The following is a 21,172-nucleotide window of genomic DNA, read 5'->3' as shown; positions in this document are numbered from 1 at the left end:
TATCAAACCATATAATTACTGTGTTCTTACATTGGTTAGTATAAACTAACTTGTTGTTAGCTGTCAATAAGTTTTTTAATATATTTACATTATATTTAAATCCTGTTTATACATATCTATACAAAAACTCCCCCGATTTTATTCGGGGGAAAGAATTTCGTATCAACGTCATTGTCCATGAGTCAGAACTTTGTCATTCAAGGTGGAGCTATCCGACCGTTGTCCGGATCTTTTATTCATTTTCTATATCAGCTTCCGGATTCATTGTCTGTTCTTCTTCCGTCGTCTGCTCTTCTTCCGGTTCTCTGCAATATGCAAATGTAATGACTGCCTTAAACAGATCTCCATCGATCACGATGTTAAAATCCGCATGTTGAAGCTGACACAGGCTTCTTGTAATGGATAAGCCAAGTCCGCTTCCCTCTGTATTTCTGGAACTGTCACCTCTTACAAAGCGTTCCATCAGTTCATCACTTGAAATATTCAGTGGTGCTTCTGATATGTTCTTGAACTCTATACATACCTTCGCAGGTTCTTTGATGCTCTTTGTAAGATCACGGATCACATTTCCATCTTCATCGGTTATATAAGTATTTACATATAACCGAGTCCCCGGCATCGTATATTTGAATGCATTATTTAATAGATTATCAAATACTCTCCAGAGGTGTCTGCCATCTGCTTCGATCCCTGCGCGATCCTTTGCGAGATTCGTTACTAGCGTGATGTTCTTCTGCATCAATTTGTCAATATATTCACCGGATGCCTGTTCTGCGATCATATTTGCATCCATATTTACAAGTTCTACCTTTACATTTCCGGTCGATGCCTTAGAAGCATCCACCAGATCCACGATCAGCTTCTTTAATCTTGCCGACTGCCTTGCTATTACTTCTATATAAGAAGCCTCAGGTTCTTTTTCGATATTTTCCTTCTGAAGCAGATCGACATAGTTAATAATAGAAGTAAGCGGTGTCTTGATATCATGCGATACATTCGTGATAAGCTCCGTCTTCATCCGTTCACTTTTCATCCGGTCATCTACCGCAAGCTGGACACCTTCATTGATATGATTCAGATTCTCGCCATGTTCTTTGAACTTTCCAAACATGAATCTTGTATTTACCTTGTGACCGTACTCGCCCTTTGCAAGCTGGTCTCCACCCATGAAAAGCTCCTGCATCATACAGACAAATCCCATATAGGCAATTGCACAGATGATCTTCAGCAGCATTAATACAATAAATCCTGCTTCATCTATATATACAGCATTAGTAACAAGCAATGCCACTATAATTTCAACGATCGTAATTACGATATACAACAGGATCGCTTTTATTATAAATGGAACCCTGCTGAATACATACCGGAAAAATGCGGTTATCTTTCCCGATTTTCCAAATAGTTTGCGACCCAGTCTGACAATCCATGATGTATTAAGCAGATTCGACTGTTTGACTCTTGCGATCAGATTATTGATCAGTAAAAGTCCGACCGTACAGATACAACCCAAACCGATCAGACATACAATAGTCTCAATATCATGTCCTGTAATACTGCTATCAATAAAATAATGAAGCCGGTCTGTATCGCTGTAACTATAATAAGCATATGATAAGGAATAACATATATTCTGTGCAAAAGCAATCAACAGACTTATCAAAACGACTATTCCAGCCAATATAATTTCAACCGGAACCTTTTCTACTTTTCTTACAACACCGTCTTTACCGGATAATACCATACTTGTGATCATGAATATGATACACAAAACAAAATCAAGTCCAAAGAAGAGCAGGATTCTGTTCTTTCCCGAAGCAGCCTTGCTGATCGCCTGTAGGCTCTTATTCATACGTGAAGAAACGTCAGATGTGCCGTCGATATATAAATTACCGGAAGCATATATCGTAATATCGTCTCCTGCATAATTGCCAACGATTACGGTATATCCATCTTTTATGATCGGATAATACATATCATTCTCCGCATCATACTCGTACTGCTTTGTCGTTCCGTTTGCTGTGATCGTTATCTGATTTCCATTATAAGAAATCGTTACTCCCTCCGGCGTGCTGTATGAACCGGAACTCTCTATTTCCTCTTCCATTGTTGTAGAATCTTCTGATGTTGCAGACTCTTCCAATATTCCTGAATTCTTGGTTTCGGCTTCCGTCTCTGCTTCCGCATCTGTGGTATATTCCTCCAGATCACTCAGATCAATTCCATAATCATCAGACACCTCTGACCTGGAAAGAGCTGCTTCATCCGGCATACGCATGTTAACATAATCATAATTGTTTCCTTCTTTTTCCACACCGATACTCTGTGCTTCCTTATAGGTATCATAGCTCAGGATCTTTCCGGTAGGAATACCGATCGTTGTACTGACAACTGCTTTCTCTCCTAAAACTCCATATACTAATGCTTTTTCCGGCAAATTATCTGTCTGTGCCAACATAACGGAATTAGATTCACCCGTTTTTGAAGAATCCCAATCATCACCAACACCCACATACAGATCTGTTTTCGCATATCCATATGTTTTCTCCAAATCCTCTTCATAGGTACGATCATATTTATCAAATGCATTTTCCTTTTCCGATAACAGCATCAGAAAATCACTTGCATCGACAACATTATCATGATTCATATCCTTTTTCTGCAAAGCATCGGGATCGTATTCATAGTCTCCCCATTCATCATCACTGTAACTGATATCCAGAGTATTTCTAACATACTCGGCACCACGATTCATACAGTTAGTCAACATCTCGCTCTGATAATCCGCTTCCAGCTCTGCCCGCAGCTCCGATTCCGATCTGCCCTGAAAGATTCCGGCTTCATACATATCAAGCAGTACATAACCCAATATAAATCCAACGCTGCAGGTGATAAAAAATAACGTATAGATCAGTAATTTAAAGGGATTGTTATTTTTTAACTTATTCATGTTTCACATTCTCCATTCCTGTCAGACTGTATAGAGGTTTACTGATATTCCATCTTATAACCTCTGCCCCAGATCACCTTGATATATCTTGGTTCTCCGGGATTAATCTCTATCTTTTCACGCAAATGACGGATATGGACAGCTACCGAACCTTCGGCTCCGAGCGGTGTTTCTTTCCAGACTTCCTTGTAAATATCTCTCGGTGAAAATACCTGTCCCGGATGTTCCATCAGAAGTCTTAAAATATCATATTCTGTCGGTGTCAGACTGACCAGTTCGCCATCGACCGTAACCTGTTTGGAATTATCATTCAACTCAATTCCCCCGATCACGATCGCATCTTTCTTGATCTGTCCGCTTCCAAGCTGCATATATCTTCGAAGCTGCGATTTCACTCTGGCGATCACCTCTACCGGATTAAACGGCTTGGTAATGTAATCATCTGCTCCAACCTCCAGTCCAAGGATCTTATCTGTATCTTCACTCTTTGCGGTCAGAAGGATAACCGGCAGATTCGTCTCCTCGCGGATCTTTAACATCGCTGTGATCCCATCCATCTCCGGCATCATGATATCCATTAACACCAAATGGATGTCATGCTCTTTGATCTGCTCTAACGCTTCTTTTCCGTTGTAAGCTTCATAAATATTGTAGCCGGATGTTTTCAGGTAAATCTTTAAAGCTGATACGATATCTTTCTCATCATCGCAAATTAATATATTATACATTTTTCTCTCCTCGTCTGAAAATATGATCGTTGTCTGTATCTTATGGGGTACGTGTGCGCACCACGCATTCCTTTTTAGGATACAGCAAACCGCTGATATTTTCCATATCTTTCTTTGACGGTATCATTGTAAGGCTTTCTACCATTAAGATACAATTTGGGATATTCTTAAGATTTATTAAGATGTGTCTATAAATAACCGAACGATAGAAGTATGGAATGATATATCTTCATTTTGAAAATCTATCAAGCAAATTTTTGAATCAAAATGAAAGATACATTACATATTATTCCGTAAGACGCTTCCGCTCGTATCTTCGTGCAGCGGTACATAAAGTTGCAAAAGACGCAACTTAAGTACCGAGGCGAGTAACTGAGACCTTAGCGAGGCTTGCCGAGGTTAGTTCGAAGTTACACAGAGTGGATAATGCTTACTACATAATAGTAATGATATCTTTCATTTTTTCTTAAAGCATTAACACACAGATAGATTTTCCGCATGAAATATATCATTTCAGACTTCTATCTGTATATTGGTATGGCAATATAATTATTACACATTTGTTTTTACAAATCTAAATATCATTGTTAACCATGTAAAATATTAAAAGTTATAGATGTCAATTCTTGTCTTTGTTTTTTTAGGTGATACACTTATTAGGCTTATTTAAGATTTTTCAAATGCATAGAATGCATGAAACACATAATGCACTATTAAAGTTTTTTATAAAGGAGTTTGATACATATGACAAAGAAAGAGGTTCTGGAAATCCGGCATCAGTTTGCGCAGGCTACCTGTTCGATCGATAAGATCTGTGGCTGCTATGTGGATGGTGACAGACGTAAAATTGCGACAATGAAGGAAGCGTTTCTCTCTCTGCCGGAGGAGGAAGCTTTTAAATATTTTGAGATTTTTAAGAAGAACTTGTCCGGCTCGATCGGAAAGAATCTGATCACGATGCCGTTTCCCACAGATTCGGAATTTGACGGCGGTACGCAGGAATTTCTGTTAAAGCTGCGTAACAGCAAATTAGAAGATGATGAACTGATCGACCAGTTCTATGATAAGGTAATCGAGAATTATGATTATACCGGAAACTATCTAATCCTGCTGATCCATGATACATATGACGTACCCGGAAAGACAACAGACGGACTGACAATGGATGATGCCTCGGATGAGATCTACGAATACATCATGTGCTGTATCTGCCATGTAAATCTGTCAAAGGCAGGACTTAGTTATTTTGATTCGGAGAACACCTTCCACAACCGTATCCGTGACTGGATCGTGGATGTTCCTGATATCGGTTTCCTGTTCCCTGCATTTATCGACCGGACAGCCGATATCCATAATGTCCTCTACTATACGAAGAAGCCGGAGGAAATCCATGAAGAATTTATCCGCTATATTCTCGGAACGGGAATGCCTGTAACTGCCGGTAATCAGAAAGAGGCGTTCCAGACGATCATCACCGATACACTCGGAATGGACTGTGATTATGAAGTGATCCGGAATATCCATGAGAATCTGAATGAAATGATCGAGGAACAAAAAGATAGTCCGGAGCCACTGACCTTATCCAGAAATTCATTAAAGAATCTTCTGGAAACCTCGGGAGTATCCGAAGAAAAACTGCAGACCTTTGATGCAAACTTTGATCGCGCCGCTGCTGCTTCCGTGAACCAGCGTCCGGTTGCCGAAGGTTCCGAAGAGACTCTGCCTGCACCGGCTCCGGGAAAAGTACAGCTCTATGCAAATAATATCGCCAGTACAAAATCATTTGAGGTAAAGACTCCGGAGGTTGTGATCAAGGTCAATCCTGACCGTGCCGATCTCGTAGAGACCCGTGAGATCGATGGACGAAAATGTATCGTAATCGAGATCACAGATGAAGTATCCGTAAACGGAATTCCTGTAAAATATTAAAAAATGCCCCACTGATCATACAAATACCTGTAAGCAGATATCTTCCTATGATCAGTGGGGTATATTTTTTTACACCTGTATCTCCACATGACTGCCGCCCTGATGATCCTTAGTAACCAGGATCTGGCGGTCGATACGATGCTTCAGCTCTTCCACATGAGATATGATACCAACCAGATGATCGGACTCGGACAACTCAGCCAGTACATTTAATGCCTGCTCCAGAATATCAGAATCCAAAGAGCCAAAGCCTTCATCGATAAATAATGTATCAATTCTTACACCTGCCGCATTTGCAGATACAATATCGGCAAGTCCAAGTGCCATAGACAAAGATGCTACAAATGCTTCCCCGCCGGACAGTGTTTTGACATCTCTTTCTTTTCCTGTCCGATGATCCAGCACGAACAGATCAAGCCCTCTGTTTCCTGCAGTCTTCTGTCCGCGTTTCAGCTCAAACTGGTTGCATACGATCTGGCGCAGTCTGTGATTCGCACTGTCTATAATGCGGTCAAAATAGACCTCCTGTATATAGGTTTCCAGCTTATAATTACCAAGTGCAGCCTGTGAAAGATCCTGAAGCTTACTGTATCTCTTATAGATATTCAGATATGCTCCATAATCCTTCTTTAATTTGCTGTATGCTGCCTTATTCTTAACTAATCGTTCCGCGATCGCATCATGCCTGATGGCAACACTGTTTTTCTTCCGGATCGTGCGTTCTATCTGCCCGGATATCTGTTCAAGCAGAACCGTTGATGCCGTACAGAAATGTGTATACCATTCTCCGTAGCCGCTTGCCTGCTTTTCCAGTTCCTGTTCATCTGCAAAATCATTTTCTTGATTGCTGTCAGGAAGCTTCTGTATCACACTTTCGTCATTTACAGATGTGTTCATTTCTCCGCTGTCCGTTTCAAGTGCAGAAAGAACATCTTTCTCCAACTGCCATTCCTGTCTGTATTGCATATTCTGATCTTCTGCATCACGTTTCAGATTTGTTTCCAGTGCAGAGAGTTCCTTTGCAAGTTTATTATAAGTATCTCTTGCCTCTGTCTTCTTCCGGTTCACCTCGGCAATCTCATTTCTCACCTGTTGCAGTTGCTTCAGGATATCCGACTCATCCCCCCGGATCTCCTGTCGCATCTGTGCCGCGGCTGCCTGCTTTGCCGTGTAACTCCGGTCTGCCTCCTGATATTCCTCTGTTACCCGCACTTCCGTTTCTTCCAGTTCTTTTATCTGCAAACGAAGCTCGCCAAGCTGCCTTTTATGTTCTTGATAACTTCTGTGCTCTTTCTCAAGTGCCCGCAGTCTGGCTTCTGTTTCCTCTGTCCTTTTCTCCCAGATCACATGCAGTTTTCTGACCTCATCTATCAGAACATCAGCCTGTACTGTCTGATCCGGTATGGTAAAGGCTGCCATCTCCATAACCGCTGCTGTTGTCTGATTCCGTTTTTCTTCCAGACGACCATTCAGGCTTCCAAGCTCATTTTCTTTTCGTCTGAATGAAGCATCCGCCTGATCAAATGCAGCCCGGAGCTTCTTTACCATTTCTTCTGTTACAACAGCTCCGTCACAATGTGCCTTTTCCGGATGTGTCTTACTTCCACAGACCGGACACGGTGTTCCCTCCTGTAGGTTCGCTGCCAGTTCTCCACAGATCTGATCATTCCGATTTCTGATAGCTTCCTCGTAATTCGCATTTGCCTGATTCCGCTTCTCAAATGCACTCCGATTATCAACCACCATCTGCTGTTTCTTAATTTCCAGATGATCAATCTCCAGACATTCTTTTTCAAGCTCCTGTAACCGCTGCATACGTTCTGCAATCTGCTTCTTTTCTGTCTGAACCTTCTCAAGCTTCACCTGTGAAGTGTCACCCGGATTCACGATCTGTTCCAGCTCCTCGGTCTGCTTCTGAAGTTTCTTCTTTGTTTCAAGAATATCCTGTCTTTTCTTTCCTGCCTGATGGCATACCTGCTCCACAAGCAGCAGTTCTTTCTCCATCTCATTTAACCGCACAAAAGAATCTGCCTGTTTCTGGAACTCCGCCTGTCTCAGCATAAGCGGTTCTGTAGACTGTGCTTCCATACTATGATTCTGTACTTCTGCACTGACAAATTCCTGCTTCACTTGTCTGTATGCATCGAGATGTGCCACATAGCCATCATAGGTCTGACCGATGATTCTCTTATTTTTCTCGATTGCTATATACCAGTTGTCATATTGGTTATTGGTCTGTGTATAACTCTCAATCTGATGATGCAGATCTTCCGCCTGCTTTTCTTCGATCTGATTCAGACTGTGCAGCTCTTCCAGAATATCATCAAATGCCAGATGACGGTTTTCCAGATGCTCCGGCAGATCCTGAAGTCCTGTTTTATAAAGCTCCGTTTCATCCGGCAGCTCTACTCCCTCTATCGTACGATCTACCTTTGCAACAAGCTCTGTATAGACCCCCTCTGCCTCTTTACAGTCCTGTGCGATCCTGTTCTGGATATATTCATAAATCTTCGTATCAAATATCGTCTTAAAGATATCGCTTCGGGTCTTCGTATCCGCAACTAACAGCTTCTTAAAATCTCCCTGTGCGATCATCGCAACCTGTCGGAACTGATCGGCCGTAAGTCCCAGCACCTCTCTTACCCTGCCGATCACCCCTGCTGTCCGCTTACCATCAATATCTGCCGCTTTCAGCTCTGTCTCCTGTCCATCCTCCATCCAGCGCACTTCTGCCTGCTTCATGGATTTGTATCCCGATCTCTCATACGCCGGACTTCGCCAGATCTTATATTCATGACCACCGCTTTCAAATAACAGCTCTACATAAGTAAGCTGCTTTGGCTCTGCAAAATCACTTCGGAGCATTTCACCATTTCGTCCGGTGTTATTCTTCCCGCTTCCTGCGCTGGTCTCTCCGTAAAGGGCATACATGATTCCGTCAAATATCGTTGTCTTTCCCGATCCGGTATCTCCCGATATCAGAAAAAGTCCCTGTTTCCCAAATTTTCGAAAGTCAATCTCCGTTTTTTCTATATACGTTCCAAACGCTTCCATTGTAAGTACCAGTGGCCGCATCATCTTCACCCCTGTCTCTGTTCATAATAATCCCGGATCAACTGTCTGATATAAACTGCATTTTCATCGGACAGCTCCCGTTTCATCTTTCTGTTATAGAAATCCGCAAATGCCTCATCAGGTGCAAGATTCTTCACGTCCTCAAGTGTCCGTTCCTGTTCCGGGCTGCTGCCATCTGCCATCTGGAATTCTACTGACATCAGGTTCTCATACACAGTCCGAAGTCTCGCTTGAACATCAATGATCGTTTCCTTATCCGTTAGCACAATTCTCGCATAATCTTCATTTGCTTCCCGGCTCATGGCTTCATCAAGTGTACCCGTAAAATTATACCACGCATGAAGCTGGTGCAGGGGCAGTTCACGGATTGAAAGCCTTCCTTTTTCTCCAAGCTCTACCACTGTGACAGATTTCTGATCGTCAGCTTCCGACATAGAATAGATAACCGGCGTGCCACAGTACCGGATCTCCGGCTTTCCGATCTGCTGTGGAGAATGGAGATGTCCAAGTGCCACATAGTCAAATACATCAAATACCGTACGGTCAATATTATCCAGTCCACCGATCGATATCGTCTCCGAATCCGACCGCCGGTTCACTCCACTATTTGTTACGTTCTGATGGGCGATCAGTACATTTCTTTTCCCCAGATCAACCTGCATGGCTGCAACTGCCTGCTGCATGGCTTCTGTATATGTTAAGGCTGCTGACTCTTTCTCCGGTTCTTCTGTTAAATCCGATAATGTATTTTTTACATTTGCCGGCTTTACAAACGGCATCAGATAAAAATTCACATCTCCCCATTTATCCTGCATCGTCACCTTCATGCTTCTCCGCCATAGGTTCCTTTCATATATATATTCTGCTTTTTCATGATACTGCTGGCAAAATCCAGGCGTTCCGCCGAATCGTGGTTTCCACTGATAATGAGGATGGTCGTTCCACTGTCTGCAAGCGCAGTCAGAAATTCATCAAATTCTGTTACTGCTTTTGCGGATGGAACTGCTTTGTCATAGATATCTCCTGCAATCATCACAGCATCCGGCTGTTCTTCTCTTACATATGCAAGGATCTGGTCAAACACATAACGCTGATCTTCCCACATCTCATATCCATTTACAATCTTGCCAATATGCAGATCCGACAAATGAAACAGCTTCATCGTTGTTATCTCCTTTCCCATACATGTTTTCCATGTTCCCCGGACGAAAGTTTCTATCCTTAGTAACTTATTACGCAAATCGCTCTCGCTCTGTTTTCATGCAGCGGTTCTAAGCTCCCACTTCGTGGATCGCTAAGTACCGGCATTCAAACAGGTTTGTTCCATAAGTTCAAAGGATAGAAACTTTCTGTCTCTGAAATGAATACCTGTTTTTCAAGTATATTCAGTTTATCATTATGAATTAACGAGGTCAACTTTCTTCGAACTTTCGAAATCGCTTCACACATGCGCATTCCGGACTATCGTCCTTCATGCTTATGTGTCACCCTCCCTCTACCTGTAAAAATAATACGATTTCTCCGTTCTTCGAACTTTCGAAATCGCTTCACACATGCGCATTCCGGACTATCGTCCTTCATGCTTATGTGTGTTTATCCGTCAAATAAATAAGCAGCGTTGTCTGTACACAGACACGCTGCTTATTTGCTTGACGGATTTATTTTTACATCTTGAACATTTTCTTTTTCTTGAGGATTAGCGCTATGATAATACAGATCAGAACGATGATGCCACATACAATGTAGAAGCCGTATGGGGTTCCTGCGAGAGGCATCCACTTACCTGATACGTTCATTCCATAGATACCGGATATGATCGTCGGGATCGCCATTACGATGGTGATAGCCGCTAAGAACTTCATGATATTGTTCAGGCGGTTATTGATAATCGTCGTCATCAGTTCTCTTGTACCGCTTATGATATCTCGATAGATTCCGGTCATCTCGATAGCCTGTTTGTTCTCGACCATAACATCATCCAGAAGCTCCTGATCCTCCGGGTACTGCTTGATGCTGCTGTATCTTGCAAGCTTATCTAACACAACTCCGTTTGCACGAAGTGAAGTTGCAAAGTATACAAGGTTGGATTCCAGTTCGTGAAGATCAATCAGATCCGCATCCTCTGTCTCATCCTGGATTCGCTGTTCGATCAGGTTTCTTCTACGATCCATAACTCGCAGATAATACTGATAAGTCATGCAGTTTCTATATAAGATCTGGTACATGAAACGCATCCGTTTCTTTGTACTGAATTCCTTTACCTTTGACTCAATAAATGCATCCAGAACAGGTGTATCCTCCGCGCATACCGTGATCAGAATGTCCTTTACGAGGATAATACCCAGAGGAATAGTTGTATATGCTTCGCGTTCATTTCTCATCTCAATCGACGGAATATCGACAAGGATCAGTGTATAACCATCTTCGACCTCCACACGGGAGCTCTCCTCATCATCCAATGCGGCTCTGACATCTGCCAGATCAATCTCGAAATCTTCTGCAATCAGTTTGGTCTCATCTACTGTAGGCTTCGTCATACAAACCCACATATTGTCTTCATATTCTGTTATCTCTGACAAAACCTTATGATCTGTTCTATAGAACTTTATCATGCCAAACTACCCACTTCCATATAAGGATTTCTAACCGAATTTATATTAGCACAAAAGGCCGCCATGTTCAATCTCAAACCTTATTTTTTATATTCTGTCTGCTGCAACAAATAGAAAGCTGCTTCAAAAGAAACGGTTGTTTTTCCTTTCGGAGATGTTTATAATGATGGCATTGAGATTTTATGAAATGAGGTTTTTCTATGGATGCCTATACGAGCTTTGCACAGGTATACGACGAACTGATGGACAACATTCCTTACGATGAATGGATATCTTATATCACCAGTCTGCTTCATGAATATAATATCACTGATGGGCTGGTTGCCGAGCTTGGTTGCGGAACGGGAACAATCACGGAAGGGCTTGCCGCCGCTGGCTATGATATGATCGGAATTGATGTATCTCCTGATATGTTGGAGATTGCGAACGAGAAAAAGAATGCGAATGGTTTCTCATCCATTATGTATCTCCAGCAGGATATGTGTTCCTTTGAATTATATGGAACAGTAAATGCCATTGTCTGTGTCTGTGACAGTATCAACTATCTGTCAAATACAGACCAGATCACTACCGTTTTTTCTCTTGCAAATAATTATCTGGAAGCAGATGGCATCTTTATCTGTGACTTTAAAACCAAACACTATTTCCGGGATGTCGTTGCAGATTCAGTGATTGCTGAGGACCGGGATGATGTCAGCTTCATCTGGGATAATTATTACGATGAGGAACAGAATGTCAACGAGCTTGCACTCAGCCTGTTTCTGAAAGAGGAGGACGACCTGTACCGAAAAACGCAGGAATTCCATTACCAGATCGGGCTGACCTGTGAGGACATGATTCGTTGTGTAGAACAGGCAGGTATGGAGCTTCTTGCCATGTATGATGCATTTACGCACACGCCAGCAACCGATGACAGTGAACGTGTCTATGTGATAGCCAGAGAAAAACATCACGAAGGCAAATTATATATCTGATCTCCTGCCGTAGTGATTTTAGTCATCAATTTATTATTAAGCACTACTTTTATAGATACAAGTATTATTTTGTTATTAATCAGCACTTTATAAATGCAGGTATTATTTTTAAAAAGACACCTTAAAAGTGCAATATTTTACATTATATTATATATAGAAAGAACGAGGAATAACATATGAGTGATTATATTATCAGAGGTATGGCGGCAGATGGACAGGTTCGTTTCTTTGCCGGCACCACAAAGGAAATTGTTGAAACAGCAAGAAGTATTCACAATACCAGTCCGGTTGCCACTGCCGCCCTCGGTCGTCTGCTGACTGCAGGTGCATTGATGGGGGCTGCATGTAAGAATGACTCCGATCTGCTGACGCTCCAGATCCAGTGCAGCGGTCCGATCGGCGGACTGACAGTGACTGCTGATGCGCACTGCAATGTCAAAGGCTATGTCAACAATCCGGAAGTTATCCTGCATGCAAATGATAAGGGAAAACTGGATGTCGCTAAAGCTCTTGATATGGGCGTGCTCTCCGTGATCAAGGATATCGGCTTAAAAGAGCCTTATATCGGTCAGACCCAGCTTGTTTCAGGTGAGATTGCAGAAGACCTGACATATTATTTTGCAACCTCAGAACAGATTCCAACTTCTGTAGCTTTAGGGGTTTTGATGGAGAAGAACAACACAGTAAAACAAGCCGGTGGCTTTATCATTCAGCTTATGCCATTTGCATCCGAGGAACTGATCTCTGATCTGGAAAAACGTCTGGGTGAATTCACATCCATTACCGCTCTCCTCGACCAGGGTATGGAACCGCTTGATATCGTGAAGCAGATCTTTGAAGGCTATAATGTAGAAGTTACCGATACCATTCCTACGAAGTGGCACTGCAACTGCAGCAAGGAACGTTTCTCGCAGGCTGTTATCAGTCTCGGTAAAAAGGAGATTGCAAATCTGCTCGCAGACAATAAGCCGATCGAGGTAAACTGCCAGTTCTGCAACTCGTCTTACACCTTCTCACCGGAAGAACTGGAAAATATGTTACTTGGCAAATAAAACAGAAAACGCTGATCTGTTCCTATGTGAATACTACCAAAAAGTTTATTGGCAATGTGAACAGATCAGCGTTTTCTATATTCTTTGAATTGTCTCTATTATTTATCACTTCTTATTATGGTAACGAGTGATGTCAGCAGCAAAAACATCGGATAAAAAAGCTTCGGCATGATCTGAAAAGCAGAAATGGAATCACCCAGTTCTCCTACCGCGGCAATTGCAACTAACATCTGCGCACCATATGGGATTATTCCTTGAAAGATACAGGAAAAGGTATCAAGCAAAGAGGCAGTCTTCTTCGGAGAGATTCCATATTCCTGTGCCATTTCTCCAGCAATCGGATTTGCCATAACAATCGCTACCGTATTGTTTGCAGTTGCAATATCCATTGTTCCGACTAACAACCCCATTCCGAGCTGTCCGCCTTTCTTTCCGCGAAAGATCCTGTGTATCCAACTGAGAAGTGCATCGAAACCGCCATATTCCCGGATCAGTGCACATAACGCCGCTACTAATATTGCTACCATACAGGTTTCAAACATTCCGGAAACACCGGAGCCCATATTTGTCAGAAGATCAACAGGTGCAGTATGTCCCCATATCAGCATAATAAATGCTCCGGATACAATTCCCGTAAGTAATACGATAAATACATTCAGCTCTATAATTCCACCGATCAACACCAGAACATACGGTATGATCTGCACCAGATTATAAGTCTGGCTGACCTGACCCTGTATGTCGGTCTGAAATGAAAGTACAAGAATTAATATCAGCGTTATAACCGCTGCCGGAAACGCGATCCAGAAATTCTCCCGAAATTTGTCTTTCATCTCACATCCCTGTCCATTACATGCCGCAATCGTCGTATCTGAGATAAAAGAAAGATTATCCCCAAACATTGCTCCACCCATAACCGATGCAACACAAAATGCCATATCAAAGCCAGACGCTCTCGACACTGCTACAGCAATCGGTGTTAACAATGTGATCGTTCCAACCGAAGTGCCCATAGCAACTGATACAAAGCAGGCAACAACAAACAAAACCGCTACTGAAAATCTTGCCGGGATCAGTGTCAGCATAAAATATGCTACGCTCTCTGCGCTGCTTCTTCCGACTACCCCGACAAATGAACCCGCTTCCAGGAAGATCAACAGCATCGTTATAATATTCTTATCCCCAACTCCCTGTGCCATAATCTCAAGCTTCTTATCAAATACCAATTCCCGGTTCTGGATACATGCGACCAGAATAGCTGCAAGAAATGCCACGATGATAGGCACATTATAAAAGCCCATCGGAATTTTCATCACATATTCAAATATAATCCCAAGTCCCAGATACAATAACAGAAATACACCGATCGGCAACAGTGCGATCGCTCTGCCCTTTTTCTCATTCATTTTAATACCTCTCCAAATCACTTATTTAGCAGGAACCGTCCCCGCCTGTCATACTTTCTAATAATAACATATTTTTGTACAGTTCGGCGCATTTTACCGAATATTTTGGTGTAATTTTCGGCTATCATTTCCATTGAAATGCTTTTTTTCGTATGCTAGAATGGTAAACGTTGTATTGTAAGTAATTTTAATATCATAAAGAAAGAGTGAAAAAAATGAAGATTACCAGAGATGATATCAGAAATGTTGCGATTATTGCCCATGTTGACCATGGCAAAACAACATTAGTGGATGAACTTTTGAAACAGAGTGGTGTATTCCGTGATAATCAGGAAGTTACCGAACGTGTCATGGACTCAAATGATATTGAACGTGAACGTGGTATCACGATTCTTTCCAAGAACACTGCCGTCCGTTATGGTAAGACAAAGATCAACATTATCGACACTCCGGGGCATGCTGATTTCGGCGGTGAAGTAGAACGTGTCCTGAAGATGGTAAATGGTGTTATTCTTGTTGTTGATGCTTTCGAAGGTGCCATGCCACAGACCAAATTCGTTCTGAAGAAAGCGCTGGAGCTGAACCTCAGTGTTATTGTATGTGTAAATAAATGTGACCGTCCTGAAGCTCGTCCTAAAGAGGTTGTAGATGAAGTTCTTGAGCTTCTGATCGAATTGGATGCAAATGACGATCAGCTTGACTGCCCATTTGTATTTGCATCAGCAAAGACAGGTGTTGCTTCTCTTGATCCAGATGAACCGGGTACAGATATGAAGCCACTGTTTGATACCATCGTTGATTATATTCCTGCTCCTACCGGTGATCCGGATGCAGGTACACAGGTTCTGATCAGCACGATCGACTACAATGAATATGTAGGCCGTATCGGTGTTGGCAAGGTTGACAACGGTAAGGTCGTTGTAAATGAGCCTGTTGTTATTGTAAATGAACATGACCCTGACAGAATGTTAAAGGTTAAGATCGGTAAGCTCTATGTTTACGAGGGTCTGAATAAAGTAGAAGTAAATGAAGCAGACATCGGATCGATCGTAGCCATCTCCGGTATTGCAGATGTTAATATCGGTGATACGATCTGTTCTCCTGAAAATCCGGAACCAATCCCATTCCAGAAAATTTCAGAGCCAACTATTTCCATGACATTCATGGTAAATGATTCTCCTTTCGCCGGTAAGGAAGGAAAGTTTGTAACCTCCAGACATTTACGTGACAGATTGTTCCGTGAATTAAATACAGATGTCAGTCTCCGTGTAGAAGAAACAGAGACAACAGAAGCTTTCAAGGTATCCGGTCGTGGCGAACTTCACTTATCCGTCCTGATCGAGAACATGAGACGTGAAGGATATGAATTTGCAGTCAGTAAAGCCGAAGTTATCTATAAGACAGACGAACGCGGTAAGAAGCTTGAACCATTTGAGATTGCATATATCGATGTTCCGGATGAATTTACCGGAACAGTTATTAATATGTTAAATTCCAGAAAGGGTGAGCTTCAGGGTATGGCTCCTACCGGAAACGGTACAACCAGACTGGAGTTCCTTGTACCTTCCCGTGGACTGATCGGTTTCCGTGGTGACTTCATGACCGCTACAAAGGGAAATGGTGTTATCAATACGATCTTTGATGAATATCTCCCATATAAGGGTGATATGAACTATCGTTCACAGGGTTCTCTGATTGCATACGAGACCGGTACTTCTATCACTTATGGTCTGTTCAATGCACAGGAAAGAGGTACACTGTTCATCGGACCAGGTGAACCTGTATATGCCGGAATGGTTATCGGTGAAAATGGACGTACCGATGATATCGAAGTAAATGTCTGCAAGAAGAAACAGTTGACCAACACCCGTTCTTCCGGTGCTGATGATGCATTAAAGCTGACACCTCCTAAGGTACTCAGTCTGGAGCAGGCACTTGACTTCATCGATACAGATGAGCTTCTTGAGATCACGCCTAAGAGCTTCCGTATCCGTAAGAAGATCCTTGATCCTACACTTCGTTTCCGTGCTAAGAGAGATGCCGGAAATAAATAAGCATTTATGTTATAATAATAAATATTACAGTAAGACCGCAGGCAGCCTGATCGCTACCTGCGGTCTTTTATTTGTAGGATAACAAGAAAAGCCCTGTATTTTCATACAGAGCTTTTCTTATCAGATTTATTAATCCTCCCATGGGCGGATTCTGTATTTTGCACCGATCGAATCACAGATTCTCCGGCATTCTTCCTCTTCCTCTTTTGTAATCGTGGTATCTACAGTCGTCATAACTACATTTGGTACATACTTTGTAGAACTTCTTGCAAAGTCAAGCATCGCATCAAAGGATTTATCTCCAAACTTACTTCTGACCAGTTCATGATACCGATCTGCATTCGGCGTATTCAAGCTGATCGATACCGTATCGATCAGGCCTTCCATCTCCGGTGTGATATCTCTGCCATTCACAAGATTTCCCAACCCATTCGTATTCAAACGCATCGGCATATGATAAGTCTCCTTTACAAATGCCGCAACCTTCTTCAACACCTCAAAGGCTTCCGTCGGTTCTCCGAATCCACAGAACACAACCTCATTAAACCGGCTCATATCGAATTTTGCAAATTCAGCAATCACTTCTTCTGCTGATGGTTCCCTCTCTAACCACAGACTCTTTGATTCACCAACATGATCCATGTTCTGTCTGAGACAGAATGTACATGCACATGGGCATTTATTTGTCAGATTTACATACAGATTATTATGAACTTTATATAATATCTCCATACTATTCGCCTCCTGTTATCTGGCAAGCTTGTACAGACATTCCTCAAAACACACTCCATCGGTCAATGGAAGCTCCATCTCAACGGAACGTTTGATACATTCTTTAATAAATACACTTGCCTTCTTAACTGATTCTGTAAAATCTACATTATTTACGGCATCCGCCGCAAGAATCGCCGAAAAGACATCTCCGGTACCGGAGCGCGACTCTCCGATCTTCTTTGTCTTCACAACGGTTACTTTTTCATTTTCATAGCAGAAGTTAGCAAGGAAGCTTCCCCGCCTGATTCCTGTTATCACAACTTTTGCCTGTCTGCTCTCTGACTGTGCTACCAGCTTCTCCGCCATAACTTTCAATTCATCCATATGCCAGTCATCCTTATATGGTGTATCCGTCAGAACACATGCCTCTGTGGTATTTGGAGTAAGGATATCAGCAAACCGCACCAGCTTTTTCATCTGCTGGCACAGTTCGTCTGTATAGGTCGGATATGGTTTGCCATAGTCGCCCATTACCGGATCCACGATCACCTTTGTCTCCGGTCTTTTAAAATCCGTAAGAAACCGTTCCACTATACTGATCTGCTCACTGGAACCCAGAAATCCGGTACAGACACCGGAAAACTGCAGATCCAGCTTCTTCCATTCATCGATATACCTCTGCATATGATCTGTAAAATCTTCATAATAGAAGCTTTCAAACCCCGTATGATTGGAAAATATCGATGTCGGAACCGGACAGCACTGAACCTTCATTACAGAAATGATCGGCATTGCTACTGCTATGGAGCAGCGTCCAAATCCTGAGTAATCATTTATAACTGCTATCTTTTTCTGGTTATTATGCGAGCCCTGCATATCTTATGCACCTTTCTAACATAAAATCTTGGGTGTATATCAAAATAATCTTCTATCCGGTCATCTTATACATAAATACCTGATTTCCTCTGTTACTGTCTTACCTTGATATGAACCTCACGGAGCTGCTGCTCTGTAACCTCACCAGGAGCGCCACACATCAGATCCTGTGCATTTCCGTTCATAGGGAACGGAATGATCTCACGAATATTTTCTTCATTACGAAGGAGCATGATCATACGATCAACACCAGGAGCCATACCTGCATGTGGTGGTGCGCCAAACTGGAATGCATTGTAAAGTGCTCCAAACTTTGTCTTCAGATCTTCTTCTGTGTATCCTGCGATTTCAAATGCTTTTACCATAATCTGCATGTCGTGATTTCTGACAGCACCGGATGAAAGCTCGATACCATTGCATACGATATCATACTGGTATGCGAGAACATCTAACGGATTCTTCTCATTTAGAGCTTCCAGACCACCCTGTGGCATGGAGAACGGATTATGTGTAAAGATGATCTTCTTTGTTTCCTTATCGTACTCGTACATAGGGAAATCGTTAATATAGCAGAATCTGTATGCATTCTTCTCGATCATATCAAGTCTTGCACCGATCTCATTACGAAGCTGTCCAGCAAAGGAAGCTGCCAGTTCTTCTACATCGGCAATGAAGAAGATAGTATCTCCTGCTTTCAGATTTGCAAGCTCTGCGATCTCGCTCTTCATATCATCCGGAATGAACTTATCGATTGGTCCCTTGTATGTCATATCGTCCAGAACTTCCAGATATCCAAGACCACCCATACCGATAGACTGAGCATACTTTAAGAGCTTCTCATGCTGTCCCTTTGACAGTTTCTTCGGTACATTGATCGCACGTACAGTCTTGCCGTGGAATGGCTTAAATGTACATCTCTGGAAGAAATCTGTCAGATCGATGATACGAAGCGGGTTACGAAGATCCGGCTTATCCGTACCGAATTCTAACATTGCCTGCTTATAGCTGATGATCGGATAAGGAGCCTGTGTTACAACAGAGCCTTCCGGTGCAAATTTCTCAAATGTTGCTGAGAGGACTTCCTCTCCTACTTTAAATACATCTTCTTGTGTTGCAAAGCTCATCTCAAAATCGAGCTGATAGAACTCACCCGGTGAACGGTCTGCTCTTGCATCCTCGTCACGGAAGCATGGTGCGATCTGGAAGTATTTGTCAAATCCTGCAACCATCAGAAGCTGCTTGTACTGCTGTGGAGCCTGTGGCAGAGCATAGAACTTGCCTTTAAATTTTCTGGATGGAACAATATAGTCTCTTGCACCTTCCGGTGATGAAGCACACAGAATCGGTGTCTGGATCTCTAAGAATCCCATCTCTGTCATCTTCTGACGAAGGAAGCTGATCACCTGTGAACGGAAGATCATATTATCCTTTACTTTTTTATTTCTAAGATCCAGATATCTGTATTTGAGTCGGACATCTTCTCTTGTCTCCTTGGATGTCATGATCTCAAACGGAACCTGCTTGTATACTCTTCCAAGCACTTCTACGGAATGTGCCTCCAGTTCGATCGTTCCTGTCGGGATCTTTGGATTGTATGTCTCCTCATCTCTGTGCTCGATCACACCTGAGATGGATACACAATCCTCTTTTGTAAGTCCATCTAATAATGAAGTGTCTCTCATAACTACCTGAAGAACACCATACATATCTCTCAGGTCGATGAAGGATACACCACCATGGTCACGGATGTTCTCGATCCATCCTGCCACCTTCAGCTCTGCGCCAACGTCGCCTTCGCTGATCTCATTTAAGGTTCTGTTACGATAAATGTTTGAAATGGTCATTGTCTGCATTATCTCCTTTGACTGATTTTTATATTTCACAGGTTGCATAAAAAAAGAACTATGCCTGCCCTGCATCCAGGACGAACATAATTCATATCCGCGGTACCACCTGATTTACTGTCTCTTATCTGACAGTCCCTTTCCTTGTTTCACGCACAATTGCGGCGCACCTACTACTGTGAGATCCATTTCGCAGAACAACCATCTCGCATTTTCCGGTCATCTCTGCAAATGTCTTCTTCACGGGTTCAGTTTGCAGCTGTTAGAGTGTTATTCACGCTTATTCATTCTGCCGGATTCTCACCACCGCCGGCTCTCTGGGAGCGATAAAAAGCGCTACTTCTCTCCGTCTTCGCCTTTTCAATGTGTCAATTATATAGCAGGGAAAATGGCTTGTCAACGGACTTTTCTTAAAAATACAACCCCATTCATAAAAAAATACTTGCCACATAAAAACAATTATGCTAGTATTGCTTTAAACCGTTGAAGGAGAGTAAGTACATGATGCGACAAACATCCCAGAGAGCTGCCGCCGGTGGAAGGCAGTATGTTTTCCATGATGGAATGGACTCCCGAGGGCAAGCTGAACGATGTGGTACGATTCCTGTATATGCATTCTGTATGTAAGCCGGAGATGATACTCCGTTAAGAACGAGATATCTGTAATGTATGTATTTGCAGACAATGAGCGGGCGTATCTGATACGTCAAGCCGGGTGGCACCGCAGGAAACAGTTTCTAATGAACAATCTCCTGTCCCAGCATTTTTATACTGGGGCAGTTTTTTATGTCTTAACATCTATCACAAATCCATGCAAAATTCTTTGCCCACAAGGATGATGATTTTGCAAAATGCATGACATTATAAAATTCCCCGGAACATATTTATATATCCCATCAAAGATAACCGGGATAACTTAAACTATTTATACAAATGAATCAAGCATTGGAGGGTTATG

15 protein-coding genes and 1 other annotated feature are annotated in these 21,172 nt (G+C 42.4%); of the genes, 5 read left to right on the top strand and 10 right to left on the bottom strand.

The window, feature by feature from the left end; genetic code table 11:
• Positions 1 to 232 precede the first annotated feature (232 nt).
• Both DW959_RS08720 and DW959_RS08715 read right to left on the bottom strand, forming a co-directional pair.
• The gene (locus DW959_RS08720) at positions 233 to 2,950 is read right to left on the bottom strand and encodes a HAMP domain-containing sensor histidine kinase (protein ID WP_118615932.1); all 2,718 of its coding nucleotides are present in this window, start codon (positions 2,948 to 2,950) and stop codon (positions 233 to 235) included.
• A gap of 38 nt (positions 2,951 to 2,988) precedes the next feature.
• Positions 2,989 to 3,678 (bottom strand): response regulator transcription factor, encoded by a 690-nt coding sequence (locus DW959_RS08715; protein ID WP_117785483.1) that lies wholly within the window; start codon positions 3,676 to 3,678, stop codon positions 2,989 to 2,991.
• A gap of 744 nt (positions 3,679 to 4,422) precedes the next feature.
• On the opposite strand from DW959_RS08715, the gene DW959_RS08710 reads away from it, so the two are divergent.
• Positions 4,423 to 5,607: a DUF4317 domain-containing protein gene (locus DW959_RS08710; RefSeq protein WP_117807334.1), complete on the top strand. Its 1,185-nt coding sequence runs from the start codon at positions 4,423 to 4,425 to the stop codon at positions 5,605 to 5,607.
• 69 nt (positions 5,608 to 5,676) lie between these two features.
• On the opposite strand, the gene DW959_RS08705 is transcribed toward DW959_RS08710, so the two are convergent.
• The 4 genes from DW959_RS08705 to DW959_RS08690 form a co-directional block, all read right to left on the bottom strand.
• Positions 5,677 to 8,685: an SMC family ATPase gene (locus DW959_RS08705; protein ID WP_118615930.1), complete on the bottom strand. Its 3,009-nt coding sequence runs from the start codon at positions 8,683 to 8,685 to the stop codon at positions 5,677 to 5,679.
• A 2-nt stretch (positions 8,686 to 8,687) separates the two neighbouring features.
• Entirely contained in the window at positions 8,688 to 9,509 is an 822-nt protein-coding gene (locus DW959_RS08700; RefSeq protein WP_118615928.1) for an exonuclease SbcCD subunit D C-terminal domain-containing protein, read from the bottom strand.
• The gene (sbcD, locus tag DW959_RS08695) at positions 9,506 to 9,865 is read right to left on the bottom strand and encodes an exonuclease subunit SbcD (protein WP_118615926.1); all 360 of its coding nucleotides are present in this window, start codon (positions 9,863 to 9,865) and stop codon (positions 9,506 to 9,508) included. Before sbcD ends, DW959_RS08700 begins: the two co-directional genes overlap by 4 nt.
• Positions 9,866 to 10,346: 481 nt before the next feature.
• On the bottom strand, positions 10,347 to 11,294 hold the full coding sequence (locus DW959_RS08690; RefSeq protein WP_021943669.1) for a magnesium transporter CorA family protein: 948 nt from the start codon (positions 11,292 to 11,294) through the stop codon (positions 10,347 to 10,349).
• Between the two features lie 200 nt (positions 11,295 to 11,494).
• Between DW959_RS08690 and DW959_RS08685 the strand changes: the two genes are divergently transcribed.
• Positions 11,495 to 12,268 carry a class I SAM-dependent methyltransferase gene (locus DW959_RS08685; RefSeq protein ID WP_118615924.1) on the top strand — a complete coding sequence of 258 codons (774 nt, stop codon included), beginning with the start codon at positions 11,495 to 11,497 and terminating at the stop codon, positions 12,266 to 12,268.
• Between the two features lie 176 nt (positions 12,269 to 12,444).
• Positions 12,445 to 13,320: an Hsp33 family molecular chaperone HslO gene (gene hslO / locus DW959_RS08680; RefSeq protein ID WP_008401816.1), complete on the top strand. Its 876-nt coding sequence runs from the start codon at positions 12,445 to 12,447 to the stop codon at positions 13,318 to 13,320.
• Positions 13,321 to 13,418: 98 nt separating this feature from the next.
• Here the strand turns inward: hslO and DW959_RS08675 are convergent, their stop codons facing one another.
• The gene (locus DW959_RS08675) at positions 13,419 to 14,726 is read right to left on the bottom strand and encodes a Na+/H+ antiporter NhaC family protein (RefSeq protein WP_118615922.1); all 1,308 of its coding nucleotides are present in this window, start codon (positions 14,724 to 14,726) and stop codon (positions 13,419 to 13,421) included.
• 215 nt (positions 14,727 to 14,941) lie between these two features.
• Here DW959_RS08675 and typA point away from each other — a divergent pair, with 215 nt between their 5' ends.
• Positions 14,942 to 16,780 carry a translational GTPase TypA gene (gene typA, locus DW959_RS08670; RefSeq protein WP_117821949.1) on the top strand — a complete coding sequence of 613 codons (1,839 nt, stop codon included), beginning with the start codon at positions 14,942 to 14,944 and terminating at the stop codon, positions 16,778 to 16,780.
• Between the two features lie 129 nt (positions 16,781 to 16,909).
• On the opposite strand, the gene DW959_RS08665 is transcribed toward typA, so the two are convergent.
• The 3 genes from DW959_RS08665 to aspS form a co-directional block, all read right to left on the bottom strand.
• A complete protein-coding gene (locus DW959_RS08665; protein WP_117821950.1) occupies positions 16,910 to 17,512 on the bottom strand; it encodes a TIGR04100 family radical SAM protein in 603 nt (200 codons plus the stop codon).
• A 15-nt stretch (positions 17,513 to 17,527) separates the two neighbouring features.
• Complete coding sequence (locus DW959_RS08660; protein WP_118484303.1) at positions 17,528 to 18,370, bottom strand: pyridoxamine kinase; 843 nt, start codon at positions 18,368 to 18,370, stop codon at positions 17,528 to 17,530.
• Positions 18,371 to 18,462: 92 nt separating this feature from the next.
• Positions 18,463 to 20,214, bottom strand: a complete 1,752-nt coding sequence (gene aspS / locus DW959_RS08655; RefSeq protein WP_021943673.1) for an aspartate--tRNA ligase — start codon at positions 20,212 to 20,214, stop codon at positions 18,463 to 18,465.
• Between the two features lie 73 nt (positions 20,215 to 20,287).
• Positions 20,288 to 20,576, bottom strand: a binding site (T-box leader).
• Positions 20,577 to 20,715: 139 nt separating this feature from the next.
• On the opposite strand from aspS, the gene DW959_RS14880 reads away from it, so the two are divergent.
• Entirely contained in the window at positions 20,716 to 20,841 is a 126-nt protein-coding gene (locus DW959_RS14880) for a hypothetical protein (RefSeq protein ID WP_274922261.1), read from the top strand.
• Positions 20,842 to 21,172: the final 331 nt, after the last annotated feature.

It is taken from the genome of Clostridium sp. AM46-21 (assembly GCF_003480025.1).
Taxonomy (GTDB): domain Bacteria; phylum Bacillota; class Clostridia; order Lachnospirales; family Lachnospiraceae; genus Coprococcus; species Coprococcus ammoniilyticus.
This window is presented reverse-complemented; position numbering and strand designations above follow the sequence as displayed.